At 71.7% G+C, this 23,884-nt stretch carries 20 protein-coding genes; 7 read left to right on the forward strand and 13 right to left on the reverse strand.

What is annotated here, in order from left to right:
* Positions 1 to 254 precede the first annotated feature (254 nt).
* The 4 genes from AB1460_RS08780 to AB1460_RS08795 are packed head-to-tail and all read right to left on the reverse strand — an operon-like array spanning position 255 to position 2,572.
* Positions 255 to 590, reverse strand: a complete 336-nt coding sequence (locus AB1460_RS08780) for an STAS domain-containing protein (protein ID WP_368960200.1) — start codon at positions 588 to 590, stop codon at positions 255 to 257.
* The gene (locus AB1460_RS08785; RefSeq protein WP_368960202.1) at positions 514 to 1,065 is read right to left on the reverse strand and encodes an ATP-binding protein; all 552 of its coding nucleotides are present in this window, start codon (positions 1,063 to 1,065) and stop codon (positions 514 to 516) included. The genes AB1460_RS08780 and AB1460_RS08785 overlap by 77 nt, the downstream gene beginning before the upstream one ends.
* A gap of 32 nt (positions 1,066 to 1,097) precedes the next feature.
* A complete protein-coding gene (locus tag AB1460_RS08790; RefSeq protein ID WP_368960203.1) occupies positions 1,098 to 2,075 on the reverse strand; it encodes an NAD(P)-dependent alcohol dehydrogenase in 978 nt (325 codons plus the stop codon).
* Complete coding sequence (locus AB1460_RS08795; protein WP_368960205.1) at positions 2,072 to 2,572, reverse strand: hypothetical protein; 501 nt, start codon at positions 2,570 to 2,572, stop codon at positions 2,072 to 2,074. The genes AB1460_RS08790 and AB1460_RS08795 overlap by 4 nt, the downstream gene beginning before the upstream one ends.
* Before the next feature lie 186 nt (positions 2,573 to 2,758).
* On the opposite strand from AB1460_RS08795, the gene AB1460_RS08800 reads away from it, so the two are divergent.
* Positions 2,759 to 6,223 (forward strand): AfsR/SARP family transcriptional regulator, encoded by a 3,465-nt coding sequence (locus AB1460_RS08800; protein ID WP_368960206.1) that lies wholly within the window; start codon positions 2,759 to 2,761, stop codon positions 6,221 to 6,223.
* Positions 6,224 to 6,267: 44 nt separating this feature from the next.
* On the opposite strand, the gene AB1460_RS08805 is transcribed toward AB1460_RS08800, so the two are convergent.
* Together AB1460_RS08805 and AB1460_RS08810 are read right to left on the reverse strand one after the other, a co-directional pair.
* On the reverse strand, positions 6,268 to 6,528 hold the full coding sequence (locus AB1460_RS08805) for an acyl carrier protein (protein WP_368960208.1): 261 nt from the start codon (positions 6,526 to 6,528) through the stop codon (positions 6,268 to 6,270).
* A gap of 14 nt (positions 6,529 to 6,542) precedes the next feature.
* Positions 6,543 to 7,355, reverse strand: coding sequence for a ferritin-like domain-containing protein (locus AB1460_RS08810; protein ID WP_368960210.1), 813 nt, complete (start codon positions 7,353 to 7,355; stop codon positions 6,543 to 6,545).
* 279 nt (positions 7,356 to 7,634) lie between these two features.
* Between AB1460_RS08810 and AB1460_RS08815 the strand changes: the two genes are divergently transcribed.
* Positions 7,635 to 8,090 (forward strand): peroxiredoxin, encoded by a 456-nt coding sequence (locus tag AB1460_RS08815; protein WP_071086597.1) that lies wholly within the window; start codon positions 7,635 to 7,637, stop codon positions 8,088 to 8,090.
* Positions 8,091 to 8,140: 50 nt separating this feature from the next.
* Here AB1460_RS08815 and AB1460_RS08820 read toward each other — a convergent pair whose 3' ends face one another.
* Complete coding sequence (locus tag AB1460_RS08820; RefSeq protein ID WP_368960211.1) at positions 8,141 to 9,334, reverse strand: cytochrome P450; 1,194 nt, start codon at positions 9,332 to 9,334, stop codon at positions 8,141 to 8,143.
* A gap of 202 nt (positions 9,335 to 9,536) precedes the next feature.
* On the opposite strand from AB1460_RS08820, the gene AB1460_RS08825 reads away from it, so the two are divergent.
* Positions 9,537 to 10,253, forward strand: coding sequence for a dienelactone hydrolase family protein (locus AB1460_RS08825; RefSeq protein WP_368960212.1), 717 nt, complete (start codon positions 9,537 to 9,539; stop codon positions 10,251 to 10,253).
* A gap of 62 nt (positions 10,254 to 10,315) precedes the next feature.
* On the opposite strand, the gene AB1460_RS08830 is transcribed toward AB1460_RS08825, so the two are convergent.
* The 3 genes from AB1460_RS08830 to AB1460_RS08840 are packed head-to-tail and all read right to left on the reverse strand — an operon-like array spanning position 10,316 to position 12,890.
* On the reverse strand, positions 10,316 to 11,080 hold the full coding sequence (locus AB1460_RS08830; protein WP_368960213.1) for a MerR family transcriptional regulator: 765 nt from the start codon (positions 11,078 to 11,080) through the stop codon (positions 10,316 to 10,318).
* 47 nt (positions 11,081 to 11,127) lie between these two features.
* Positions 11,128 to 11,922, reverse strand: a complete 795-nt coding sequence (locus tag AB1460_RS08835) for an ABC transporter permease (RefSeq protein WP_368960214.1) — start codon at positions 11,920 to 11,922, stop codon at positions 11,128 to 11,130.
* Entirely contained in the window at positions 11,919 to 12,890 is a 972-nt protein-coding gene (locus AB1460_RS08840; protein WP_368960216.1) for an ABC transporter ATP-binding protein, read from the reverse strand. The genes AB1460_RS08835 and AB1460_RS08840 overlap by 4 nt, the downstream gene beginning before the upstream one ends.
* A gap of 206 nt (positions 12,891 to 13,096) precedes the next feature.
* Between AB1460_RS08840 and AB1460_RS08845 the strand changes: the two genes are divergently transcribed.
* Complete coding sequence (locus tag AB1460_RS08845) at positions 13,097 to 14,140, forward strand: helix-turn-helix transcriptional regulator (protein ID WP_368960218.1); 1,044 nt, start codon at positions 13,097 to 13,099, stop codon at positions 14,138 to 14,140.
* Between the two features lie 148 nt (positions 14,141 to 14,288).
* Complete coding sequence (locus AB1460_RS08850) at positions 14,289 to 15,005, forward strand: flavodoxin (RefSeq protein WP_368960219.1); 717 nt, start codon at positions 14,289 to 14,291, stop codon at positions 15,003 to 15,005.
* Here AB1460_RS08850 and AB1460_RS08855 read toward each other — a convergent pair.
* The 3 genes from AB1460_RS08855 to AB1460_RS08865 all read right to left on the reverse strand — a co-directional run bounded on the left by AB1460_RS08855 (position 14,993) and on the right by AB1460_RS08865 (position 20,768).
* Positions 14,993 to 18,595, reverse strand: a complete 3,603-nt coding sequence (locus AB1460_RS08855) for a DEAD/DEAH box helicase (RefSeq protein ID WP_368960220.1) — start codon at positions 18,593 to 18,595, stop codon at positions 14,993 to 14,995. The two genes, AB1460_RS08850 and AB1460_RS08855, sit on opposite strands and share 13 nt — an antisense overlap.
* A gap of 171 nt (positions 18,596 to 18,766) precedes the next feature.
* Positions 18,767 to 19,426 (reverse strand): hypothetical protein, encoded by a 660-nt coding sequence (locus AB1460_RS08860; protein ID WP_368960221.1) that lies wholly within the window; start codon positions 19,424 to 19,426, stop codon positions 18,767 to 18,769.
* Positions 19,427 to 19,778: 352 nt separating this feature from the next.
* Positions 19,779 to 20,768: a hypothetical protein gene (locus AB1460_RS08865; RefSeq protein WP_368960222.1), complete on the reverse strand. Its 990-nt coding sequence runs from the start codon at positions 20,766 to 20,768 to the stop codon at positions 19,779 to 19,781.
* A 412-nt stretch (positions 20,769 to 21,180) separates the two neighbouring features.
* Here AB1460_RS08865 and AB1460_RS08870 point away from each other — a divergent pair, with 412 nt between their 5' ends.
* Together AB1460_RS08870 and AB1460_RS08875 are read left to right on the forward strand one after the other, a co-directional pair.
* Positions 21,181 to 21,837 (forward strand): hypothetical protein, encoded by a 657-nt coding sequence (locus tag AB1460_RS08870; RefSeq protein WP_368960224.1) that lies wholly within the window; start codon positions 21,181 to 21,183, stop codon positions 21,835 to 21,837.
* 136 nt (positions 21,838 to 21,973) lie between these two features.
* Positions 21,974 to 23,833, forward strand: a complete 1,860-nt coding sequence (locus AB1460_RS08875) for a serine/threonine-protein kinase (protein ID WP_368960226.1) — start codon at positions 21,974 to 21,976, stop codon at positions 23,831 to 23,833.
* Positions 23,834 to 23,884 lie beyond the last annotated feature (51 nt).

The following is a 23,884-nucleotide window of genomic DNA, read 5'->3' on the forward strand; positions in this document are numbered from 1 at the left end:
AACTCACCGCCTGGCAGGCAGCCGTCAACGCCGACCAGCGACAGGTCAACTGGCACTTCACCACCGATGACGCCCGCACCAAACTCCGCCACCTATACCCCACACATTAGCGGCGACAGTCTACTAGAGCGCCGCTGCTCCCCGCGCGACGTCCACCGCCGTGCGCATCTGGTCACGGCCCAGCAACCCGCGCACTGAGGCGACCAGCAGGGTGGACGGTCGCGGCCCGGACGCGGCCGTCCACCCCGTCGGGCTCAGAAGCTGGCGACGGCTTCCTTCTCGTCCTCGTGGATCTCGAAAATGCTGATCAGCTGGGTGATCGTGAGGATGTCCTGGACCTTGGGCGGCGGGCTCAGCAGTTTGAGCTTGCCACCGCGATGCTGGGTGGTGGTGTAGGAACTGACGAGCTCGCCGATGCCGGAGCTGTCGATGGTGGTGACGCTGGCGCAGTTGAGCAGCAGGTTGAGGCTGCCGTTCCCGATTTCGTCCTGGACGGCCCGGCGAAGCGCGACGTCACACACCCCGATGGTGATCTTGCCGGACAGGTCGAGGATGGTGACGCCGTTCTGCTGACGGCGGGCGATCTTCACGAGTATCAGGCAGTCCTTCCGGTAGGTGTTTCACCAGGACGACGTCGCATCCCGGTGGATCAGTGCGGCGGGTGACATCGACACCGTCGACGCAGTGGGCGATGAGGATCAGCCCGCGGCCCGACGGCGTGAGGTTCACTGCACCGTCGTCTGGCGGACGAGGGAGGAAGCCCGGGCCCCGGTCGCCGACAGTCACGGTGATCCGGTGCGCGTCGCGGTCGAGGAGCAGGCGAACCGGCAGCACCGGGTCGAGCCGGTTCCCATGGATCACCGCGTTGGCCACGGCTTCCCGCACCGCCAGGCCCAGCCGCTCCCCGTCGTCGGGATCGAGTCCGGACTCCGCGGCCACCTGGCAGGCCCGCTGCTCGGCCACCGCAATGCTCGAGAGGGTGGACCGTAGCTCCAGCACCGTCCGTTCCACGCCCACCCCCGCATGACGAGGCGCGGACAGGTCGATCGCCCGGCCGCCGATCACCAGGTCGGCAGTTGTGATGGCACGGGGGTCTGTCAGGCCACCGTGACGACGACCTTGCCCCTGGCGTGGCCTCGTTCGACGTAACGCAGGCCTTCGGCGACATCGGCGAGCGGGTACATCCGATCGAGAACGGGCGAGAGCGTCCCCTTCTCGACAGCATCGGTGACCGCGAGCAGAAAGAACCTCTCACGCCGGTCCGGCAGCGGAGTAAGCCGCTGCCGCACGACACAGTTGACCACGACCGCCCGCAGCGTCGAACCGACCGCGCCGAACACGTGGCCGGGTGAGCCACCCGCGTTGACCACGAGGGTTCCGCTCCGTACCAGCGCGCCGCGCAGCTGGCGCAGCGGCCGGTTGCCGACGTTGTCGAGGATCACGTCGTACGGGTCGTCGGTGTCGGTGAAGTCGGCCGACGTGTGGTCGACGACGGAGGACGCACCGAGGGAGGCCACCAGGTCGACGTTCGCGGTGCCGCACACGCCGGTGACCTCGGCGCCCGACGCCGCCGCGAACTGGACCGCGAAGGTGCCGACACCACCGGCGGCCCCGTTGACGAGGACGCGCTGGCCCGCCCGGACGCGGCCGACGTCCCTGATCCCGCGGAGCGCGGTCGTCGCCGCGATCGGCAGGGCGGCGGCCTGCTCGAAGGACAGTGCCGCCGGCTTGGGCACGACCATCTCCGGCGAGGTCAGCGCGTACTCGGCGAAGGCGCCCGGGCAGTAGCCGAGTACCTCGTCCCCGGGGCGCAGCCCGGTGACGTTGCGACCGACAGCTTCGACGCGGCCCGCCGCGTCCAGCCCGGCCACCAGCGACTTCGGCCGGGTCAGGCCCATCCCACCGAACAGCCGCGCGACGAGCGGATCGCCGCGGAGCATGTGCCAGTCGTACGGGTTGAGCGCGGCGGCCCGCACCGCCACCAGGACGTCGTCCGGGCCGGGTTCGGGGACGTCGACATCGGCCAGCCTCAGGACGTCCGGCGGGCCGAACCGCTCCTGCACGATCGCCTTCACCGGGCCTCCCGGAATCGTCCGGTGGCGGCGGAGGACACCGAGACCGCGCCCGGCGCGGCGAGCACGGACAGGCCGGCGGACGCCGACGGCGGGGCTGACACCGACAGCGCCGCGGACACAGACGGCGCGGCGGTCGGCCTGGTGGGCGCCGACCGTCCGATCACGGACCCGACCAGCATGGCGACGCTGATACCGATCTGGGCCACCCACCACGCTCCGATCTGATGGTGCTCCCACACCGGGCACACCGCCGACACCAGGACGAAGCCGCCGCTGCCGTAGGCGGCGGGGGTGAATCCCCAGCGCCGGCCGGCCAGCAGAGCCAGGAAGGCGACCAGCAGGAGCAGCAGGGTGGCGACGATCAGGATGTCCGCCCAGGCCGGCTGCGTCGGCGGTCGTTCATGCCGCGGCGGCTGGATGGCCCCCACGGTCACGAATCCGGCGAACAGCGCGGCGGCCCAGCCGCGGGAAAGCTGTCGGGACTGAAGTGCGTGCATGAGTCGAGGCTGCCGCGACCGTGTTGTGTGATCTCCTCGAACGGGTCGAGTTTCTGTTGAGCCCGGCCGGCTGTTCCGGAGAGTGGCGCAGCCAGGAAAGTCATACTGGGTCGGGATGCCCGCAGGGCTCCTTACCGTGATCTTCCGAGGTCTCCCCCGGGCGAGGACAGAGCAGGGAGCGGCGCGGTGCTGCAGATCCGTCTACTCGGTGGAGTCGGCGCCGTCACGCCCGACGGCCGCCCGGCGGAGGTCGGGCCGGCGAAATGCCAGGCGCTGCTCGCGGCGCTCGCCCTGTCCGCGGGCAGGGCGGTCCCGGTGTGGCGGCTGACCGAGCTCATCTGGGGTGACACCCCGCCGAGAACGGCCGACCGCACGCTCGCGTCGTACGCGACGAGGCTGCGCGGCGCGCTGGGATCCAGCTCGATCGAGCGCGCCGGCTCGGCCTACCGCCTGGCTGTCGGCCCCGAGGCGGTCGACGTCCTCCGGTTCCGGCGGCTGGCCGAGGCCGGTGAGATCGAGGCGGCTCTCGCCGAGTGGACGGGCACCCCGCTGGCCGGTCTGGTGGCACCGGGGCTGACCGCCACGGTCAACGGCCTGATCGAACAGTGGCTGGCGGTCGTGGAGGCAGATCTCGAGCACCGGGTCGAGGCTGACGCGTCCACCGCGATCGGCCAGCTGACCGAGCTGACCGCCACCTACCCGTTCCGCGAGGGCCTGTGGGCGCTGCTGATGACGGCGCTCTACCGGGCGGGCCGCCAGGCCGACGCCCTCGCCGCCTACCGCACAGCCCGTGAACGTCTCATCTCCCAGCTCGCTGTCGAGCCCGGTCCTCGGCTGCGGGAGCTCGAGGCATCCATCCTCGGTCATGACGGACGGCTGGCCAGGCCCGCGGCGCCAGATACGGCAGCGTCGTCGGCAGCGGCAGCGGCAGCGGCAGCGGCGAGACCGTCCGGGACCGTGACGTTCGGTTTCTGTGAGGTGGCGGACGCGGGCCGCTGGTGGGCGTCGCACCGGCACGAGATGCCGCTGGCCCTGGCTCGTCACGAGGCTCTCGTCCGGACCGCCGTCGGCCGTCACGGCGGCCATGTCTTCGCCAGCGGCAGCGACTCGTTCGGCGTGGCCTTCCACCGCGCCGCCGACGCCGTGGCGTGGGCGCTGGACCTGCAGGTGGCGGCGCGCGACGAGGCCTGGCCGGCTGGCATGGCCATCCGGGCCCAGCTCGGCCTGCACACGGGTGAGACCGACGAACGGCGCCACGGCTATTTAGGACCGGCCGTGAACCTGGCCGCCCGGCTGGCGGCGGCCGGGCACGGCGGGCAGGTGCTCGCCTCCGCCGCGACCGCGCTGCTGCTCGATCGCGACGACCTTCGGGATCTCGGTACCCACCGTCTCGACGGCGTGGTGTCCGCACAACGCCTCTACCAGGTCGGCCACGGCGAACACCCGCCACCGCGCACGGAGGACGGTCGCCGCGGGAACCTGCCGCGCCGGCTGGGCCGCCTGCTCGGGCGGGACGCCCTTCTCGACACGGTCGAGAAGGCGCTGACCGCGGCCCCCGTCGTGACCCTGGTCGGCCCGGGTGGCATCGGCAAGACCCGGCTCGCCGTCGCGGCCGCGGCCCGCCGCTCCGACCTGGACGGCGCCTGGCTGATCGAGCTGGCCGAGATCACCACCTCCGACGACGTCCCGCGGGCGGTGGCGACCCCGCTGGGCATCACCGAGCTGGCCGGACGGGATCTGAACGGCTCGGTCGTCACCGCGCTGCGACCACGCCGAGCACTGCTCCTGCTCGACAACTGCGAACACGTCGCCGCCGGGGCGGCGAAGCTCGCCGCGGCCATCGCCGAGGGCTGTCCGGACGTGCGCGTGCTGGCCACCTCCCGGGAGGCTCTCGGCCTCGGCCACGGCCACGAACGACTCGTCGCGGTCGGGCCGCTGGAACCGTCCGGGCCCGGGGCGGAGCTGTTCGAGGAGCGGGCCACAGCCCTGTCGGCCGGGTTCGACGCCCCGGCGAACCGCCAGTCCGTCGAGGAGATCTGCCGCCGGCTCGACGGAGTGCCGCTGGCCATCGAACTGGCCGCCGCCCGGACGACCACCCTCGCTCCGGCCGATCTGCTCACCCGGCTGGACGATCATCTCCGGCTGCTCGTCGGCGGGCCGCGCACCGCCGCCAGGCGCCACCGGACGCTGCGTGCCACCATCGCCTGGTCCTACGACCTGCTCAGCGCAGCCGAGCGCGGGCTGTTCCAGCGGCTGTCGGTGTTCGCGGGACCGTTCGACCTCAGCGGCGCGACGGCGGTTGCCGCCGGCAGCATCGGCGGCACCGACGTGGACCAGGTGGTGGGAACCCTCGTCGCGCGTTCGATGCTGGTCGTCGACTCCGGGCCGTTCGGGCCGCGGTTTCGGCTGCTGGAGACGATGCGGCAGTTCGCGGCCGAACGGCTGACCGAGACCGGCGAGACCGAGGACGTCGCCGAACGGCACGCACTGTGGTGTCTGGAGGCGGCCGCCCGGGTGCAGGTTCTGCTGGCGGGCCAGGCCGAGGTCGAGGGGGTGGCTCGCCTCGACGAGCTCTGGCCCAACCTGCGGGCCGCCTTCGACTGGGCGTGCGCCGCGAAGCGGCAACAGCTCGCCCACGCGCTCGTTCGCCGCGTCGTCGTCGAGATCGTGCGCCGCAGCCGCAACGAGATCGGTGACTGGGTCGAACGGCTGCTGGCCATCTCGCCGCCCGACGACGAGCTCGTCGTCTTCGGGCTCACCTGGGCGGCGCAGCGCTACAAACTGAGCCGGCGCAACGACGCCTATGAACGCCTCGTCGAGCGCTACGGCGAACCAGACCATCCGCTGGTCCACCACGCACGGGCGTCGGTCTGCCAGGACTACGCGGCGCTCGGCGTCTGGGCGACTCCGGCCATCGCGGACCTGCGCCGGCGAGGCGACGACGACCTGGCCGAACAGTTCGAGCTGGACGCCGGCGCGGCACTGCTGTTCACCGGACGGTTCGCCGAACACGACCGGTTCACCACGGCTCTGGTGCACCGGTACCGGACCCAGGGGCCTCCGACACTGCTCAACCTGACCCTGGTGATGCTCGGCTACTCCGCCTCGCTGCAGGGCGGCCTCCCCCGCGCCAACCGGCTGTTCGACGAGGCCGTCGGGGTGACGGTGCCGCAGCGCACCCATTCCCCGAACCGGGTCATCGAGGCGGGGGCGGTCTTCCGGCGCGGGGACCGGGCGCGGGCCTTCGGCATCCTGCGCGGCCACATCGACCAGCTTCTCGACGACGACAACATGCAGGCTGCCTGCGTCACCAGTGTCGAGTTCATCAACATGATGGCAGCCGTCGGCCGGCTGTCCGACGCCGCGCGGATGCTTGGCTTCCTCGCGACGACGGGCCTTCTCGACGCACCTGACTGGAACACCCTGGTGGACGACGCCGCCGCGGCGATCGCCGCGCAGCCCCACCTCGGTCCGGAGCGGGAGCAGGCGTGGGGGCGGGCGCTGGACGACCGCGAGGCGCTCGAGTACATGCGCGCGGTGCTGCGGGCACTCACCGACGCCGACCCCAACCCCAACCCCGACGCCGGCGGAGAGCCCGTCGGTCACCCCGGGCCGGGCATCCGCCCGGGGCGGGGCACACCCCGGGCGTGATGCTGACGTCCAGTCCCGGTTCCGGGTCTGCGCCGTTCCGGAGTTCAGACGGTGGTCGCCGCGAGCGTCGCGAGGACGACGCGGACCACGTCGTTGACGGAGGCCAGGGAGAAGACGTCCTCGTCCTCGATCTCGATGTCGTAGGTGCGTTCGATACGCGAGATCATGACGAGGACCTTCATCGAGTCCGCGCCCTGAAGGGTGCGAAGGTCGAGGTCGGGCGTGATCGTCTCGGCCGGCGTGCCGAGCTCACGGGCGACGATGCCCGTGACGGTGCTGCGAACCTCGGAGGCGGACGGCGTCATCGTGGCTCCTTCGGTCAGGACGAGAGCTCGGCCATGGCGTGGCGGATCGCCGAGTTCCGGCTGAGGTCGCGGCCAACCGCCGTCCCGAGCATGCGGCGGAGTCTGGCCTGCAGCTTCTCCTGCGCGTCCGGCGGGGAGATCCGCAGAAAGACGTCGATCACGTCGTCCACGGTCTCGTGGTCGCGCATCTCCTCGACCCGCTGGTGCTTGTAGACACCGACCGGGTGGTTCAGCCGCGGGTTGGTGACGTAGAAGTGGATGCGCTCCAGCACCGACTTCAGTTCGTGCGGATGGTCCGCGAGGCGGCGCTTCAGGTAGAAGAGGAACTCGCGGGCGTGGCCGGCCTCGTCGCGGCTCGCCCGGAGGAAGAGGTCGGCCAGGACGGGCTCCTCCACCCACTCCGCCAGGGCCCGGTAGGCCGTGTTGACGATGATCTCCGAGATGACGTTCGTGGTCAGCGTCGCGCTCGGCGTGATGCCGGCCTCGTACGGCTCACGCAGCGCCTCGATCCGGTCCTGGTCGATGTGCACACCGACCGCCCTGAGCCACGCGCGGAAGGCGTAGTGGTGCTGCAGTTCCTGGTACGCCCAGATCGCGACGAACGCGGAGCAGTCGTAGTCGTCGGAGAACTCGCTGAGGAAGCCGTGCAGCCCCGGGAGCGAGGTCGCCTCGCCCACGACGACTCCACGGACCAGGGCTATGTAGGCAGGCTGGACGAGCTCCCGCCGGACGGTGTCGAGGCCGAGGTCGCAGACTTTCCACTGGAGCCGTTCGTAGTGCTCGAAGACGTCGAAGCTGTGTGATCTCTCGGCGGTGGAAGACGGCATGGGCTGAGCTCCTCCCGGGCTTTCGCGCAGGCCCGCGCCGCTCCACGATGGAAGGCCCCCGGGATCACCACAACCTGGATTCGATCTCCCAATCGATCAATCCGCGCGGTCCTGTCCGGGGGCGTGGGCCCGCGGGCCCGGCCGGCCGCCGGTCCGGGCCGGGCTCGCCGCGAGGGCGGCGGCAGTCCTCGACGGATGTATTTATGCCACCAGACTGGGAACGTAATAGGCTCACGCCCAGTTCGTACCAAGGGGTACGACAACCGGGAGGGACACCGCATGGACGTGGGAGACAAGGTCGGGGATCTGGCGGGAGTCGACGAGACAGGGGCCGAGCTGCGCTTCTCGGATCTGTTGGCGAAGGGCCCGCTGGTGGTGTTCTTCTATCCGGCCGCCATGACGTACGGCTGCACCAAGGAGAGCTGCCACTTCCGCGACCTGGCGGAGGAGTTCGCCGCCGTCGGCGCCGGCATCGTCGGTGTCAGCGCCGACGACGTGGCCAAGCAGGCGCAGTTCAGCGCGAAACACACACTCGGGTTCCCGCTGGTGGCCGACACGGACAGGTCCATCGCGGAGGCGTTCGGGGTCAGGCGCCGGCGGGGCCCGAACAAGCGGTCGACGTTCGTCGTGGGCTCCGACCACACCGTGATCGCGCGTATCGACTCCGAGTTCGCGATGGGCCGCCATGCCGACCAGGCCCTCGAAGCACTGCGATCGGCCACGAATCCGGCCTGACGCGGCAGGCGGCCGGCGGCAGACAACGGGTGAGGGCCGGGGCGACGACGTCAGCCGACCCTGAGGGGAAGGCTTTCCCAGCCACGCATGGTCGAGGTGGAGGAAAGCGCCGCGTTGTCCCAGTCCACCTCCCACTCCTGGAACCTGTTGAGGAACTCGGCGAGCGCGACCCGGCCCTCGAGTCTCGCCAGGGCGGCGCCCAGGCAGTAGTGGGTGCCGAGCCCGAAGGTGATGTGCTGGTCGATCCTGCGGCGGATGTCGTAACGCTCGCCGCCGTCCCACCGCCGCTCGTCGCGGTTCGCCGACGCGACCAGCATCATCATCGCGCTGCCCGCCGGCACCGTCTGGCCATGCAGCTGCACGTCGCGCGTGACATAGCGGGCGACGGCATGGCCGGTCGGCTCGAAGCGCAGCGTCTCCTCGATGGTGTTCGGAATCAGGTCGCGGTGCGCGAGAAGGTCGGCCCGCTGGTCGGGGTAACGCGCGAGCAACGCGACGAGCCAGCCGATCAGGCGCGCGGTCGTCTCGTTGCCGGCGCCGGCCAGCACCGTGACGTAGGTCAGGATCTCCTCGCGGGTCAGCGTGCGGCGGACACCTTTCTCGTCCTCGAACTCGGCGCCCAGCAGCTCGGTCATCAGGTCGTCGGAGGGATGCGCGGCCCGCCAGTCGATGTAGTTCGCGAACAGCTCGGTGTCCATGAGCGCGGCCCCCGACACCTTCATCTGCCCGCCGGCCTCGGTGCGCAGCCTGGCGTCGGTGCGTTCCCGGACCGCCAGCTGATCCTCCTCGGGGATGCCGAGCAGCATGCCGATGACGCGCATCGGGACCTCGTTGGCGTAGGAGGTCATGAGGTCGAACTGGTCTGCTCCCTCGATCCGGTCGAGGCAGCGGACGCAGTACTCCCGGATCGCCGACTCCAGCGATAAGACCCGGCGGGGCGTGAACACCCGCGCGAGCAGGCGCCGGTGGATGTCATGGATCGGCGGATCCTCCATGAGCAGCGTGCCCGGCGGAATCTCGACATTCGCCTTGATGATCTCCAGAATCGGCCCCCTCGACGAGGAGAAGGTGGGCCAGTCGACGAGGCCGCTGTTGACGTCGTCCCAACGGCTGAGTACCCAGAAATCGTGCTGGCTGTTGTGCCACAGCGGCGCCTCGGCACGCATCCGCCGGTAAACCGGATACGGGTCGTTGGCAATCTCACGGTCGAACGGATCCCAGTACACCGTGGTCGTGTCGGTCATCGGAACCTCCCGGGACGGCAGCGCCTGCGCGTTTCTTTGAACACGCATTCAAACTTCGGCGGCACCCGCCGTCAAGAAGATCGCCGGTCCGACCGGACGAGGCTGTCGCGCCGCCCGCGGGGAACGGCTTCTGGGATGCTGGGCCGACCAAGCCCGCACAGAAGCCCGCACCGAAGCCCGCGCGAAGGCCGACGGAGGCTCCATGCGCACCGAGAACATCGAGTACACCTGTCGGGACCTGCGCCTCGTCGGTGAGCTTTCCCTCGACGAGAGCCGGCCCGGCCCGCGCCCGGCGGTTCTGGTCTGTCACGGCGGCGGCGGCCTGAACGAGAATGTCCGACGGCAGGCGCGCCGGCTGGCGGAGCTCGGCTATGTCACCTTCGCCCTCGACTACTACGGCGGCGGGCGTGAGCTGCGGGCCGACGAGACCGACCGGTTCGCCGAGCTCTCCGCTGACATGGCGCTCGTCCGGTCGCTCGGCCGGGCCGGCCTGGAGGTTCTGCTCGCGCAGGAGGCGGCGGCCCCGGGGCAGGTCGCCGCGATCGGCTACTGCTTCGGCGGTGCCCTCGCCCTGGAGCTGGCCCGGGACGGGGCCGACCTGCGGGCCGTCGTCGGCTTCCACTCGATTCTCACGACCCCCCGGCCGGCGGACGCCGCGAACATCACCGGCCGGGTCCTCGTCTGTCTCGGCACCGACGATCCGTACGTACCGCCCGAGCAGCGCGAGGCCTTCGAGGCGGAGATGCACGCCGCCGGAGTCGCCTGGGAGATGCACCTCTACGGCGGCGTGGGCCACTCCTTCACCGACCCGTCCCACGACGGCCTGCGGCCCGGCATCCGCTACGACCGTCGCGCCGACGAACGTTCCTGGAAGGCGATGATCGACCTGTTCGAGGAGGTTCTTCCGGCCTCCCGCTGAGCCGGCTGCCCACCGCACCCGGTGACTGGTCGACGGGAGCCGCCTCCGCGGCGATGGCGGTGCTATATCGGGGGGATCCGCTCGAGTTTGGTCCAGCCGCGCCAGCCGCGCTCCTCGAGCAGCTCCAGAAGCGTGCGGGCGATCGGCATCGAGTCGAGGAAGACCGCGTCGAGGAGCTGCGCGAGCTCGTCGGGCATCACCTCGTCGTAGTCCTCCCAGCCCTCGGTGTCGGCCTCGATGAGGGCGACGAGCCGGTCGGCGATGGCCTCCACTCGCGGGTCGTCCGCCTCCCAGGCGGCCGCGCCGATGAGATCATGGTAGAGCTGGAGCGTCGCCGGGTCGTCGAGCTGCTGCCGCTTCAGCGTCATGTAGAGCGGCATGTGCTCCGGCAGCTGGGCGGCGACCAGGATCCAGGCGTCCCGCTCGCCCTCGATCATCTGCTCCGGCAGGCCGAGCTCGCGCATCCGGTCGAGATAGGCCACCGCCTCCGGCGGCAGGGCCAGGCTGTCCCCGGCCGCCAGCTGTGCGATCCGTTCCCGGTGCCGCTGCCGCTCCCTGATCTCCGCACGCAGGCGCCGGTCGATGTCGACGATGGCGGCGTTGAACTCCTCCTCGCCCGCGCCCAGCAGCTCGCGGACCCGTGCGAGCGGGACGCCGGCGCTGGCGAGCGTGCGAATCCTGATGAGCTCGACGGCGGCCGCGGCGCCGTAGCACCGGTAGCCGGAGTGATCGCGCTCCGGCTCCGGCAGGAGCCCCTTGGCGTGGTAGTGCCGCACCGCGCGCACGGTGACGCCGGCGTACGACGCCAGCTGGCTGATCGTGAGCACGCGTCAGTCTCCTACTCCCCTGTCTCTTTCCCTACTTCGCTCTTTCCCTACTTCGTGGGCACGCGGAGGAACAGCCGGCGCGACCAGAGGCAGCCGAGCAGTGCGATCAGCGCGCACCATCCGATCGTGAGCCACAGGTCGGTGCCCGTCTCCGTGCCCGTGACGAGTGCGCGCAGGGTGTCGATCATCGGCGTGAACGGCTGGTGCTCCGCGAACTGGCGCAGGCCGGCGGGCATCGCGTCGGTCGGCACGAAGCCGCTGCTGATGAACGGCAGCATCACCAGGAACAGCGGGGTGTTGCTCGCCGTCTCGACACTGTCCGCCGCCAGGCCCAGGCCGACGGTCAGCCAGGTGAGCGAGAACGCGATGAGGACCAGCAGCGCGACCGCGCCGAGCCAGCCGAGGGGGCCGGCATCGGAGCGGAACCCGAGCAGGAACGCGAACGCCGCCACGATCACCACGGCGAAGCCGGTCCGCAGGACAGCGCCCAGCACGTGGCCGGTGAGCACCGACGCCCGGGCGATGTCCATCGCGCGGAACCGGGAGATGATCCCGGTGGTCATGTCGGTCGCGGTCGAGATCGCGGTGCCGAGCGCGACACTGGCGACCGTCATGATCAGAATGCCTGGCGTGATGAACACCAGGTAGTCGCCGCGATCCCCGCCGCCGCCCTGGCCTGGCAGGCCGGCGCCCAGGGTCCCGCCGAAGACGTACACGAACAACAGGAGGAACACGATCGGCTGGGCGACCAGCATGATCGACAACGAGGGGTAGCGGCGGATGTGCAGCAGGTTGCGCCGCAGCATCGTCGCCGAGTCGCGGACGGTGTAGGCGGTGCTCATGCCGGGATCTCCTCTGCTGCGGGCGCCTCGGCGGCGGGCACCTCGACCGCGCGGCCGGTCAGCGCGAGAAACACGTCGTCGAGGTCGGCGGACGCGACCGTCAGCCCCGCGACGCCCTCGTCGTCCAGGCTGTCGAGCACACGGCGCAGCCCGGCGATGCTGCCGTCGGCCGGCACCTGCAGGGTGAACGCATCGGTGTCGGAGGTGGCCTCCGGATGTGCCGCCGCCGCCGCGGCCAGCGCCGCGGCGTGCCTGAACTGCACCGACACGTGCCCGCCAGGCACCCGCCGCTTCAGCTGGGCCGCTGTGCCCTCGGCGACCAGCCGGCCCCCGTCGAGGACCCCGATCCGGTCAGCCAGCTGGTCGGCCTCCTCGAGGTACTGCGTCGTCAGCAGCACCGTCACACCGTCGGCGACCTGCTCGCGCACGATCGCCCACAGGTCGCGGCGGCTGCGCGGGTCGAGACCGGTCGTCGGCTCGTCGAGGAAGATCAGCCGGGGCCGGGTGATGAGCGTCATCGCCAGGTCCAGCCGCCGCTTCATACCGCCCGAGTAGGTCTGCGCCCGTCGGTCGGCGGCGTCGACGAGGTCGAAGCGCTCCAGCATCACGGCCACGGCGGTGGCCGCGGCCGCCCGGCCGAGGTGCGCCAGGTCGGCCATCAGCCGCAGGTTCTCGCGGCCGGTCAGCAGCTCGTCGATCGCGGAGAACTGGCCGGTGACACCGATCGCGGCCCGCACCCCGCCGGGGTCGCGCCGCACGTCGAAGCCGGCGACGCGGAGCTCGCCGGCATCGGGGGCCAGCAGGGTGGAGAGAATGTTGACGATGGTCGTCTTGCCGGCGCCGTTGGGCCCGAGGAGCGCATAGACGGTGCCCTCCGGGACGGTCAGGTCGACGCCGTTCAGCACGGTGTGGTCGCCGTAGGACCTGGTGAGTCCGACGACCTCGATCGCGGGCCTGGTAGCGGTCATGCCGCCATGCTGGGGCCCTGACGCAGGGTCAAGGTCAAGCCGCGTCGCGGGAGACACCGCGACGCCGGGAAGCGGTGCCGGGAAGCGGTGCCGGGAAGCGGTGCCGGGAAGCGGTGAGGGGCGACGCCGCGATGCGGGGCGACACCACGGTGAGGGATACCGGCGGGGACTCCCACCCGTTCGGGCCCACGCCTACTGTCAGGCACATGGCAGGCAACACTGGTGACCACCGCAGCGAGGCGCGCAAGTTTCTGACCTCACGCCGCGCGCGGCTGTCCCCCCGGCAGGCGGGCCTGGTCGCGTTCGGCGACAACCGCCGTGTGCCCGGCCTGCGCCGCGAGGAGGTCGCGGCACTCTCCGGGGTCAGCGTCGTCTACTACACCCGCCTGGAGCGCGGGAACCTCGTCGGCGCCTCCGAATCGGTGCTCGGGGCGATCGCCGGCGCGCTGCAGCTGGACGACGCCGAACGCGAGCATCTGTTCGACCTGGCCCGGGCCGCCAACGCCACCACCTCGGCCAGGTCCCGAGCGGGCGCGGGGCGGGCACGGGTGCCCGCCGGTATCCAGCGGGTGCTCGACGCGATCACCGACGCGCCGGCGGACGTGCGCAACGGCCGCCGTGACATTCTCGCGTCCAACAAGCTCGCCCGCGCGCTGTACAGCGACATCCACGCCGAGACCGCCCAGCCGCCGAACGTCGCGCGGTTCACGTTCCTCAATCCGCGAGCGCGGGACTTCTTCGTCGACTGGCACACGGCCGCCAGCGACATCGTCGCGAGCCTGCGGATCGAGGCCGGTCGCCATCCGTACGACAAGCCGCTGTCCGACCTCGTGGGTGAGCTGTCCACCCGCAGCGAGGAGTTCCGCGTCCGATGGGCGTCGCACAACGTGCGCCACCACACCGCGGGTACCAAGAGGATGCACCACCCGGTTGTCGGCGAGATCGAGCTCGCCTACCAGGCGCTGGTGCTGCCCGGTGACATCGGCATGAACCTCTACGTCTACACCGCCGCGCCGGACTCCCCGGCGCAGGAGGCGCTGCGGTTCCTGGCCAGCTGGGCCGACAGCAACACCCCGGCCGCCAGCCACACCCCGATCGCCAGCCGCCCCACCGCCGACGGCCACAGCACGGCCGCCGGCCACAGCACGGCCGCCGGCCACAGCGCGTCCGACGGCCGCCCCCTTTCCGGCGGCGCACCCCCGTTTGACAGTGGCGTGGCCGGGGAGAGAAGGCGCACCGCCGGGCCATGAACCATCCGAACCATCCACCACCGGACCACCCGCGCATCGCCGCGGGCGGGCAGCGGCAGCGATCCCGGTCGTCCCGCCACGGCATGGATCGCGCGGGGGCCATCCCAGCAAGGAGGCTCGTCCTGACCGCCACGACCCGCACCCGACGATGAGTGCGCACTCGACCCGCAGGGCGCTGCTGGGCGCGGCCCTGGCGGCGGCCACCGCGGGGCCCGCGCTCAGCGGCTGCTCAACCTCGTCCGACCCGGAGCCCGGCTCACGCGGCGACGCCGCCGCGCAGGGAGGCGCACCCGGGACAGCCTCCCTCGACCCCGCACGGGCCGGACAGGCCGGACAGGCCGGACGGGTGCTGCTGGCGTACTTCTCCCGGGCCGGCGAGAACTACCACTACGGCGGGCGCCGGAACCTGACCGTCGGCAACACCGAGGTGCTGGCAGACCTGATCGCTGGTCGCATCGACTGCGACGTCCACCGCATCGAGGCCGCCGACCCCTACCCGGACGACTACGAGGCCACGGTCGCACGCAACGTCCGGGAGCAGAACGCCGATGCCCGCCCGGCGATCGCCGGCTCCGCGCCGTCCCTCGACCGTTACGACGTGGTGCTGCTGGGCAGTCCCATCTGGAACGCACGACCGCCGATGATCATGTGGACGTTCACCGAAGCGCTCGACTTCACCGGCAGGACCGTCCACCCGGTCGTCACCTACGCCGTCAGCGGCCTGGGCCGCGCCGCCGACGACTACGGCCGTGCCTGCCGCGGAGCGACCATCGGTGACGGTCTGGCCGCGCTCGGCGAGACCGTCACCGATGCCGACCAGCAGGTCGCGACCTGGCTCACCCGCACCGGGCTTCACCGCGGCTGAGAGCAGCGGCAGGGTCCCGCGAGGGACCCGGGCGCGGCGCGGCGCATGGTGGCCTGCTCCTCGTCGGTGACGTGGTGCAGGCTGCCCGCGAGGACGTCGAAGTAGCGGTGTCCTCGCCAGGCGGCGTGGTCTCCGACGACGAACAGCCGCCGCCTGGCTCGGCTGACGGCGACGTTGAGCAGGTTCGGGCTGCTGGCCGCCCAGTTCCGGGCGCCGGGCCGAGAGCCGCCCGCGCCCAGCACGATCAGGACGACGTCGGCCTCCTTGCCCTGCGTGGTGTGGACGGTGCCGACATGGTCCCGGTTCACCGTCCGGCACAGGTCGCCACGGAGCCCCGTGACGACGTCGCGGAACGGGCTGACGACGAACAGGTCCGTCGCGGGATTCAGTCCCTGGTCCACGAGGCGGTGGATGATGACGTTGGCCGCGTCCGCCTCGGCCGGGTTCCATTTCCCCTGGGTGGTCGGCCCGGCTGGTACGTCCCACCACACACCGCGGCGGGCGATGGGGTAGTCGCCGCGGCTGACGCCGTGGACCATGAGACCGTCGTAGGCGATGCGGTTGCTGATGTCGAACATCGGCTGGTCGCAGCGGCGGTGCACGCGCAGCGGTGCGCCGACCCAGACCTGGTCGACGCCCGACCCGTCCGGCGCCGGCAGGTAGGTGCCGTGCGGGTTCAACCGGTCCGCGACCCGCTGGGCGGACGTGTGGGACGGCACCCACTCCTCGTCGACCCCGTAGGCGCGGCGCAGCGCCTGCTGGCCGGTGTGCGGCAGGGTGACCACCGGCTCCAGCTGCAGCGGGTCTCCGACGATGACCGCACGCCGGGCCCGCCAGAGCGCGCCGACCGGCATCTGCGGGGTCGCCTGGCCAGCCTCGTCGATCAGCAGCCAGCCGAGCGCGTCCGCACCCAGGCCGGCGAACATCCGGTCCAGGGAGGCGAAGGTGGTGGAGACGACCGGGACGGCGAGGAAGAGGTTCCGCCAGGCGGCGAGCACCGCGCCCGGTGGGATGGTTTTCGGCGCGTCACCGCACAGGACGTCCATGGCCGCGTCGAGGTTCTTGCGCATCCGGTCGGCGGCGCCTTCGAGGAACGCCCGGTGGAGGTCCATGGCGGCGAGGAACAGCCGGGTGCGGGCGGCGGTGAACTCCGGATCGGACCACGGCGAGCCCAGTTCCCCGGCAGCCTCCGCCTCGTCGCCCTGAGCGCCGTGGGCACCGCTCGCGCCCGTCGGGTCGGCGGGCACGTGCGGGCCCCAGGTGGCCCGGGCCGTTGCCACGGTCGCTTCGAGCGCGTCACGGTGGAGCTGCGCCCGCCGGGCCGTCTCCCACGCCGTCGCCGCCTCGGCCTGCGCGGCGCGCCGGGCCTGCTCGTGGGTGGCCACCGTGCCGGCCTGCAGGTCGTGGGCGGCTTCGGCGGCACGGTGCGCCTCGGCGAGGGGACGCTGGTGGGCACGCCAGTCACGTTGCGCGCCGCCCAGGGTGAACAGCCCCTGCAGGAAACCGGGCCGCGCCCGCCGGTGCTCGGCCTGCCGTTCGGCCCAGCGCCGCACGTCACCTTCCAGCGTGGCCAGTCGCTCCGTGGCGTCGGTCAGCGCCGCGAGGGTCGCGCGGTGACGCTGGTCGGCGTCGCGGGCGGCGTCCTGCCCGGTACGCACAGCCCACTGTGCTCCGGGCAGCTCGCGCAGCGCCCGCGCGGCCGGCTGCCGCTCGTCACGCAACGCCCGCACGGCACGCTCCGCCTCGCGGAAGCGGTTCACGGCCGTCCGCCAGGCGCCCTGGTCCGGCGGTTGCTGCGCCGTACGCTTCAACAGGTCGCGCATGCCCTGACCGGAGCCGGAGCCGGAGCCGGAGGCCCGAGGGACAGGACCGGTGCGGAGGCTGCCATTGCGCGGACGGCCGTCGCGCGGGCGGCCGTTCGCGGCGCTGGCCGACTGTTTCTCCCGGTCGGTTCCGAACCAGTACCTGTCGCGGAAGTCCTGGCGGTTGCCTCTGTTGCCCAGCGGTGCCGCCAGCGCACCCCAGGCCGGCGCGCCGTCGAGGACGAGCCGGCCCTGGTCGGGAAAATACGACGCCTGCGCACGCCAGGCCTCGTCCACCGACTCCAGCTCGGGGATCTGCCGTGACACGTTCTCCACCGCGCCGTTGTTCGCCGACGCGACGACCATCTCGAAACCGACCAGGGCGGCGGCCGGCTCGCACACGGAGCGGTGCAGGTGGCCCGTGGTCCATCGATGCGTCGGACCGGTGAAGGCGGCGGTGGGATGGGCGAGCACGGCCAGGCGCTGGGCCCGCAGGACGAGAACGCCGGCGATGAGGTCCCGCAACTGCGTGGTCTTGCCCGTACCCGGCGGGCCGTTGACGGCGTAGACGCCGCCGTCAACGTCGTCGGCAAACCGCTCCAGAATGTCGTTGACCGCGAACTGCTGGCTGCGCACCAGCGGATGTTCCGTCTTCGCCGGCCAACGTCCCAGCGGAAACCGCTCGGGCTCGACTCCGGCGAGCACCGCGGCCGGGTTGCGCCGCAGATCGAGGCGCCGGTCGGTACGAACGGCCGTGGACGCCGTCAGATAGTCGCCCAGTGCCTTTCCCGGCTCCGAGGTGGCCAGTCGACCGGCCACGAGCGCGAGATCGGCCGCGATGAAACTGTTCAGGAAGTCCGTACCCGTCGCCTTGTCGGCCCGTCGGAGGGAGACAAGCCTGCTCTGGACGCGGACGGCCGTGGGCGTGAGGTCCGTGGTGACACCGAACCGGTCCGACAGCCAGCGGGTGACGGCGGACAGGTCCCGCACCGTCAGCTGCCGACTTCCGAGCCGCGGACCGTCCTCGTCGTCCTCGTCGTCCTGGTGACCGTCTCTGTTCTCATGGCCGGCCCCGGCCCGCCGGCGTTCACTCAGGACACGTTCGGCCGCGGCCTGCGTGCCGCCGACAACCGCCCCCGCCGCCGCACCCAGCAGTGGCGCCACCAGCGGCGCGATCGCGCCCCCGGCCGCACTGAGCACGATCTCGCACATCATTCCGGCGAACGGCTGCCGGCTGCCGCCCCCGCGTTCCACAATCGTCAGCCGGCCGTCCCCGGCGTCGAGGACGACCTCCGCGCAGGACGTGGCATCGCCCTCGAACCCGTCGAGCCATCCCGCCCCTGCCGGCCCCGGGCTGCGGGCCCGGCCGACCGCCCAGGCACACGACGAGAAGGTGATCGACTCACCGAGGAGCCGCCCCTCGTCGGTGACCTCGAAGGCGAGGAGCGCGCTGTCCCCGTCGACGCGGTTGTCGTGATCCTCCTCGCTGCCGCCGAAGACCTCCAGCAGGACATCGCGGGCCGCGGAGGTCCGGAAGATCCCGCAGTACACGGTGTGCCGCCAGGCCATGCCGGCGGGCACGGGCGCGTCCCGCAGCGCATGGCCCTGCTCCCAGGGCAGCGGCCGGCGAGCGTCGACCGGGAACATCCGCCGCTCCGGCGAGACCCTGCCGACCTGCTGCGGGCTGAACATCTCGATGGCCCGCCAGTACCGCACGATCCTCGCCCTGCGCTCCCGCTCCGCCAGCGTCGCGACCACCGGTGACAGCCCCGCCTCTCCACGCAGCACGTAGAAAGCACCCTATGCGGAGAGTGTGCGGGCGGGTGCCGCATGCCGTGGAACGACGAGCCGGTGGCCGGCGCGGGCGGGCCGGGTGGATCGACCGCGGCCCTGCCCCACGGCCCCGGGAGCCGAACCTGCAGGTGCGGATGATCGTCCCGTCCGACCGGCGCATCCGGTTCAGCATTCCTCCGCGACACACAGGTGGTCCTTCCACCAGGCGGCGGCGTCGTCCGCGTCGTCATCCTCGCGGACGGCCACGAGGCTGCTGTTTTCGAAGGACCAGTTGATCTGGAACTTTCCGGAGCTGAGAACGATGCAGACCTTCCGCCCGAGACGATCTCCGCCGTGGCTCCAGGTGCCGTTCATCTCCTCGCCGTCATTGCATCGGCCACTACCGTTGACCGAACGGGCGACACCGTCCAGGTAAGTGTTCATCGCCGCCGTCGAGTCGTAGGCCAGGAACTGGACGCGAGTCGTGTCCTGGGCGGTCTCGCAGCTGATGGCGCTGTCAGCGTTCCATGGCTCCGGTTCCAGGTCTCGACGGGGGCGGCACGTATCCAGGTCGATCTCGTCGTCATCAAGCAGGGCGGCGAGCCGCCTCTCATCCTCCGCGAGCGTTGGCGTCGGACGACCTGGCGGAGACTCCGTCGGTGCGGCATCCGCAACCGGTGTGACGCTCGGGCTGACGACGGGCGAAGGAGTCGGGGAAGGCGACGGTGATTCCGTCGGGCTCGGGCTGGGGCTGGGCGTCGGTGGCGGCGGGTCCGGCCGCGCCGGGGAAGGGTAGGCCCAGGCGTTGATGACACCGCCGATGATTGCCGCGAGAATGACTCCCACAAAAGGAACAACGAGGTGTGGATTTCTCCACCACGGCGACCCACTATCGGGCGTGCTCACAGCCGGCCCCCATCCACCGCGGCGCGCACCAACACGTTTCGTGCCGAGAGTAGCATCCGGGCGTCAGGGCGGAGCGGGAGCTGCGCACCGCCCAGGCGCGGTCAATGAGCACACCCGAATCAACGGCGAACGGACGGCGGTAAAAAGTTTGCCTTCCGTCTATGACTGATGGACGATCGGTCGACTTTCACCACCTCCGAACGCCGTCCCATACGTTCACGCGGGCACCGCGTCCACGATCCGGCCCACCTGGCTGGCAGGCGGGCCGGCAGAGCTCCGCGTCAGGCGACCGTCACGGCACGAACGAGCCCGGGCCGACCACGCGGAACGGCGCGGCGGGCGCGGCCCGGACCGCCCGGTAGGGCACCTCGAAGTTGAGGACCTCCTTGGTCGTCCGCTTGATGGCCCAGAACGTCGGGTGCTTCCTGTCCGAGCGGTCCCAGGCGATGGCCTGGCCCTCGACGTCGGGAAGCGCGACGGTGGCGACCCAGGTCAGCGTCGAGCCGGCCGCCGGGAGCTCGACGACATAGGCCTCGGGGTGGTCGTGACCGGTCAGCCAGAGCCTGCCGTCGGGGCCCCAGGACCCTCCCGAGTTGCTCATCGGACGGAACCGGTTGACGAGGTCCGGCGGTGCGATCCAGGCCTCGACGACCTCGAACCTGTCGTCGAGCTTCGCGATCTGGGTGTTCTGGCTGCCGCCGCCGTACGGCGTGCCGTCGGCGCCGTTGTTGTCGTAGTTGGCGAAGCCTGCCCACCACGCACCGTCGTGACGGTCGATCCAGGTCAGAGAACCGCGGTCGATGCCGAAGCTGAACGTGTCGAGGTGGCGCATGGTCCGGGTGTCGAAGACCTCGATCGAGCTGGTCATCGGGACCTGGCTGTAGTTCGAGTGTGCGGCGTAGAGCTTGCCGTCGACGACCGTGGCGCTGTCGAAGTGGATCAGCGGGCCGGTCGCGTCCGAGACGAACTGCAACAGCGGTGCGCCGGTGGCGCGATCATGCTTGGTGATGGTGCGGTTGTCGACGGCGTAGAAGTACTTGCCGTCGACCGCGACACCCTGGTTGGCGTCGAACGCGGCATAGCGGCGGATCAGCGTTGCCGCGAGGTCCTGCGGTGCCGTGGCGGCAACGACCGCCGCGTCGGCAGCATCGGCAGTGGCGGCCGGCGTAGTGGCGGCCGGCGCGGCGACGCTGGCGGAGGTGGTGGCGATGGTCACCGCGGCGACCGCGACGGCTGCCGCCAGGGCACGGGTCGCGGTGACGCGGGTGGTCCGCAATCGCATGGGAGCTCCGTTTGCTCAGGGTCGGGTCAAACCCTGCCCACGGTGTCGGTGGCCGCGGACCGCCCGGTAACAAGAAGACTCGTCTCAGGGTGAATCTCAGAAGAAGTATTTTCCAGGTTGGCCGATGCCGCGCCCGGGCCCGCTCCACCTGGTTGCACCTGCGGCCGAATGACGAGCCGATGGCCGGCACGGGTGGGTCGGCCGCGCTCGGCGTGGCCAGCGGGGGCGACCTCGTCCCAGGAGGCGAGGACCGGCAGGAGAGGCGGGTTGCCCGTCTCGGCGACAGCGCGCCCGACGCCACACCGGATGCACGCGACCAGGCTGCCCTCGAACAGGCCGCCGGGTCAGCGCCGGAGAAGCGTAGATCCGATCATCGCGGTTTGGGTACGCGCGGGTGGGACACACGTGGACCATGACGGCACTCTCCCGCCTGGAAAAGAGCCCGCCTGTCGACGACGGACGCACTGTCGTCCGCCCGTCCAGAAAGAAGATCCGGAACCTGTTCCTTTCCATGCTGGCGGCGGGGATACCCGCGGCGGTGTTCGGCAGGCCGTGGAACCGCGGCCCGGAAGGATGGGGCGAGACCCTTGGCATGCTCGCATTCGTCGCGGTGATGCTCGCCGGGTTGGGCTGGTGGTTACGGCAGCAGTCGCGCAACGAGCGCCTGGTCGCCGACGAGGACGGCGTCACCTACACCGACTGGCGGGGCCGGGCGACTCGCATCGGCCGGGCAGAGGTAAGCCGCGCGAGCGTGGTGACCGCGCGGCCGGCCAGGTTCTCGCAACAGACCGACGAACGTCTGGTCGTCGAACGTTCGCCATCGGCTCCCCCGCTGTGGTTCAGAACACACGTGTGGAACCGCGAGGACATCCAACGGCTGTTCGACCGCATCGACGTGCCGTTCCAGACCGTGGACGGGGTGCATCACGCACGGGCGCTGCCGGCGATGTTCCCCCGACTTCGCCTGCCGTTCAGCGAACGGCGCCCAGTACTGTTCGGGGTCCTGCTCAGCTCCGGTCTCTGCCTCGCCGTGGGTCTGTTCCTGCTGGTCGCGGTGGTGCTCCTCTAGCCTCAGCCCTACCGGGGTGGCGGCGGCCGGCGGGGCTCGCGGCAGGCGACCGTCACGGCACGAACGAGCCTGGGCCGACCGCATCCTGGTGGTTAGGCTCGGAACGAGCTGATTGCCCGTCATGTGAGGAGCCTGGATGCCGGCGGCGCTCGTCGCTTCGGACCCCGCCGTCGTGGGGCGGTACCGGCTCCGAGCCCGACTCGGCTCCGGCGGGATGGGAGCCGTGTACCTGGGGGTCGACCCGTCGGGCCGGCCGGTGGCGGTCAAGGTGATCCGGCCGGATCTGGTCGCCGAGGCCGAGCTCCGCGAGCGGTTCCGCCGCGAGGTGGCCGCCGCGCGCCGGATCCGCGGAACCTTCGTCGCCGCGTTCATCGACGCTGACGCCGAGGCCGAAAGCCCATGGCTCGTGACGGAGTACGTGGACGGGCTCAGTCTGACCGCCGCGGTGGGGCGGCACGGCCGCTTCGAGGAGGCCCAGCTCGTCGCCCTCGGCTGCGGCCTGGCGACCGCCCTGCTCTCGATGCACTCCGCCGGCCTGGTACATCGCGATCTCAAGCCGTCGAACGTCCTGCTCGGCACGACCGGGCCGAAGATCATCGATTTCGGCATCGCCCGCGCGCTCGACGGCACCGCCCACACCGGGACCGGCGCCGTTCTCGGCACGGTCGCCTGGATGGCCCCCGAACAGCTGCTGGGCGAACGGGCCGGGCCGGCGGCGGACATCTACGCCTGGGCCATGTGCCTGCTCTTCGCGGCACGCGGCCGCCATCCCTTCCCCGCCGAGGCACCCGCGGCGATGGCGATGCGGATGCTGCGGGACTCCCCCGACCTGACGGGCGTGCCGGGCCACCTCGTCCCGGTGCTCACCCGGGCGCTCGAGAAGAATCCGGCGCGCCGTCCCAGCGCGGACGAGGCGCTCTGCGCGCTGCTCGGCATCGAGATCGCCAGCCTGGCGGCCGCGCAGGACGTCACGCTGGGCGCGATGGACCAGCTATGGGTTCCGTGGGCAGAGCCGTTGCTGACCTCGCCCGCGAGCGGGATCCAGCCCCCGGCCCATCGCCGGGACGAGTCTGCGGCGATGGGCCCCACGAACGTGCAGGCAGGCCTGCCGGCCGTCGGTCCTGGTCCAGGCCCCGCTCCCGGTTCCGTTCCGGCGCCCGGTTCCGCGCCCGGTTCCGCTCCCGGTTCCGCTCCCGGTTCCGCTCCCGGTTCCGCTCCCGGTTCCGGTTCCGGTTCCGGGGAGCGGGCCCTGGTCGAGCCCGGCCGACCGGCCCGACGACGGCGAGCCCGCCTGGCCGCCACAGCCGCCGTGGCCGCCGCCTTCGCCGGCGGTGCGTTCACCGCGTTCGCGGTGAGCGGCGGCCCCGGGGACCGAGGCGAGGACCGGGCAGCTCTGCGTCCGCAGCTGGTCGGGACCGCCGCTCCGGACGGCTCCGGCCGACCGACCGGCGGGGGGGATGCGACACCGTCGGGTCGGCCCACGCCGTCGGGCGACCCGGCGGCCGCCGTGCGCATGGCGGCTCCGGCGAAGTCTCCCGGGGCACCGGTGGTCTCGTCCGCCGGCCCTGGCCAGACAGGAGCCGTGCCAACCGTCACCACGGCACCCACCACCGCCCCGGCGCCCTCCCCCGCCACGGTTCCCCTGGTCCGGTACTACAACGGCGCGGACCACACGGCGCTGACGGGCACCGCGCCAGGCGGCTACTGGGCGGAGAGCGTGCTCGGGTCGGTCTACCAGGCCGGCGACGTGCCAGGCACCCACCCGCTCTACGCCTGCTGGATCGGCACCAACTCCTTCACCTCGGGCAGCGCGGACTGCGAGGGGCAGCAGGTCGCGGGCGTCCTCGGCTGGGTCTACACCTCGCAGCCGGCCGCCCCGGCCACGAGGGCGATCGTCCGCTGCCGGACGGGCAGCGGCGACCACTTCGTCTCCCCGGACGGCGCCTGCGAAGGCCAGATCGTCGAAGGCCTGCAGGGCTACGTCCTCACGGGCTGACCCTGCCTCAGGCGCCGAACCAGGCTGCCGCGATCGCCGACTCGTCTGGGG

This window comes from Parafrankia sp. FMc2 (genome assembly GCF_041008525.1).
GTDB lineage: Bacteria > Actinomycetota > Actinomycetes > Frankiales > Frankiaceae > Parafrankia.